The sequence below is a fragment of the Promineifilum sp. (SeqCode) genome (genome assembly GCF_041918635.1).
GTDB lineage: Bacteria > Chloroflexota > Anaerolineae > Promineifilales > Promineifilaceae > Promineifilum.
On record NZ_JAYRVJ010000338.1, the window covers coordinates 1 to 2,661 of the forward strand.

Annotated in this window: 1 protein-coding gene and 1 pseudogene; both read left to right on the forward strand. The window is 69.9% G+C overall.

Going from position 1 to position 2,661, the window contains the following annotated elements:
* Positions 1–1,126: pseudogene (locus ACE3UY_RS10905) on the forward strand (hypothetical protein); the annotation flags it as partial.
* A 1-nt stretch (position 1,127) separates the two neighbouring features.
* Positions 1,128–2,661: hypothetical protein (locus ACE3UY_RS10910; protein WP_374687560.1), on the forward strand; the 1,534-nt coding region annotated here is incomplete at its 3' end.

The following is a 2,661-nucleotide window of genomic DNA, read 5'->3' on the forward strand; positions in this document are numbered from 1 at the left end:
AAATGTCTTGACCCTGCGCGGCTACCGGGAGGCCGGCGGCGTCGAACGCGCTATTGTTGCCCTGGCCGAGGAGACGTTCGCCCGCTTGCCCGTCGAGCGCCAAGACCTGGTGCGGCGTGTCTTCCTGCTGCTGACCGAGCCCGGCGAAAAAGGCTCGCCCGACACGCGCCGCACCGCCTCGCGCGCCGAGATGGATGCGCTGGGTGAGCCGGGGGTCGTGGCCGATGTTCTGGACGCACTGGCCGACGCCCGGCTCATCACCGTTGACAGCGATACTGTCCAGGTGGCCCATGAGGCGCTCATCCGGGACTGGCCGGCGTTGTGCGAATGTATTGATGGCAGCCGCGAGCAGTTGCATTTTCGCCGTGAGCTGGCCAGAGCGGCCGATCAGTGGGAAGGCCACCGGCACAACCGCGCCTACCTCTGGCGCTCCTCCGCGCTGGCCATCGCCGACCAACGCCTGAGCGCCAGCCGCCTTCCGCTCAGCGGCGGGATGAAGCGCTTCCTGGACGCCTCCCGCTGGGCGGAAGACCGGCGGTGGGTGGACTCGCTGCTGGCGATGGCCGCCGGCGTGTTCGGCTTGGGCCTACCCAATTACCTCCTCCTGACCCGCTGGCTCGGGCTGGGGCCAACGTTCAACGTCCCGCTGCTGATGGCTCCGTCCCTCGTCATTGGGGCCATCGCCGGCCTGCTCTACGGGCCGTTCTTCGACGGGACACTGACCCGCGTCGGTCTACAGCCCGGCCGCCGCCGGCTGGCCGCCGGGATGCTGGGGGCCGGCATCTATGGCCTGGTCTTCTTCACGCTCAACCTGGCCGCGCCGGGCGCGAACTACCTGTTGATCCTGGCTCTGGGTGGTCTGTGGGGAATCGTCGCCGGCCTGGGGCGCGAGTCGGCGCCGACTCGACTGTTGTGGCCGTTGGGTGTGGGCCTGGCTTGCGGTCTGGTTCTCACCGCGGGCTATCTGGTCGTGACGCTCCTGGGCGGCGGGGCCGCACTGGGCGATTACAACGGGCCGCCCCCGTTGCTGCTCATCTTCATGGCGGGCGTGCTGTTGCCGATGCTCGTCTTACTGGTGGAATGGCTGAGTCACTATCTTGGTGAGAGGAAGTTGAAAGGGGTCTGACATGAACACGCGCCGTAAGCAGTTTCTCCGGCGAAGTATCGCTGTCAATTTCCCGCTCTGGCTCTTGCTGGCCGTGTTGATCGTCATCGGCTGCACGGGGCCGAACCCTGAGTCCATACCGACGTTGCCGGCTACCCAGAGCTCTCCCGGTCAACCTACTGGGGAAGCAGTAGGGGGGACGGCCAGCGCGGCGACCGGCGAGCCAGGCCCCGTTGCGCCGCCCATCACCCTCAGCGCCCGCCACGCCATCATCGAGTACAGCCCGCGCCCGCAGCCGCCCACGACGCCTCCCTCGCTGGACGACATCGCTGAGCCCCCGGCCGACAGTTGGCAAACCATCTCACCCGATACCACCATCCCCTTCAACAGCTACGACAGCTTGCGCGTGATGGAGGCGGGCGAGGCGCTGCTCGACCTGGGCGGCTTCATGCAACTGCTGCTCAAGCGCGATGCCGTCGCCCAATTCACCGACACCGACCTGGCGGGTGAGGCGTACGATCGGTTGCTCGTCCAACCGGTGGACACGCCGCCGCTGCAAGAATGGGTGCTCAGTCTACACCTGTTGCGCGGCGGCTTCAGCGGCGAACTGGAGCCCGGCGAAGGTCCTGTGGCCCTGACCACGCCCAACGCCGTCATCATCGTCAGCGGCACGCAGTTCTTCGCGGCCTACGACCCCGCTGCCGGCCGCACCTGGGTCGCCAACTTCGACGGAACAGTCCACGTCGGCGACGTGCCGCTGCCCCCCGGCGGGCTGGACGACCACACGCTGGCCGTCATCCCGCCGCTGGACGGCCGCGCTCTGTGGGACATCCCGCCCGGGCTAACCATGGAGGATTTTGGCCGGCTGGTGGACGAGACGGGCTCCCCCCTGGCCGCGGCGGCGCTGCTCAGCGGCCCGACGCTGCTGCCGCTGGGCAGCACCGGCCTGGCCGTGTACGATGCCCCGGCCCCGGACGCGACGCAACTGGGCGTGCTGCCGCGCGCCCACATCGTCGCCCTGCGGCGCGGCGCGACGGGGCCGGAGGGCGAGCCGTATTGGGAGATCGCCTGCCCGGCCGGCATCGCCGCCCCGCCGCGCGGTTGTTGGGTGCGCGGCGGCCTGGGGCTGGCCGCGGTCTACAACGCCGGCGGCCGGACGCCGGGCGCGGTGACCCTGCTGGAGCCGGCCGGCGATTGCGCCGCGGGCAACCTGTCCCGTTTCCCTCATGCCGGATCGGTCACCTTGCGCTGGCGGGCCGACGCGCCGGCCGCGAATGAGTTCATCGGCCTGCGCCTGGGGCCGGCCGGCGAGTCGCTGATCTTCGCCACAGCCGACCCCGCTGCCCATCAGACCGCGCCGGGGGAGTGGGCCTACACCGCGCCGGTGGCCTACTTTTTCCGGCCGGGCGTGGCGACTTACCAGTGGCAGGTGTATCGGGCCGGGAGCGATGGCTTGCCCCTGGTCGAATCGGCTACCGGCTGCTTTCAGGTAGAGCCGCCCAGTGCGCCGGCGACGCCCATCCCCGATAGCGACGGCGACGGCTGGCTCGACCCGG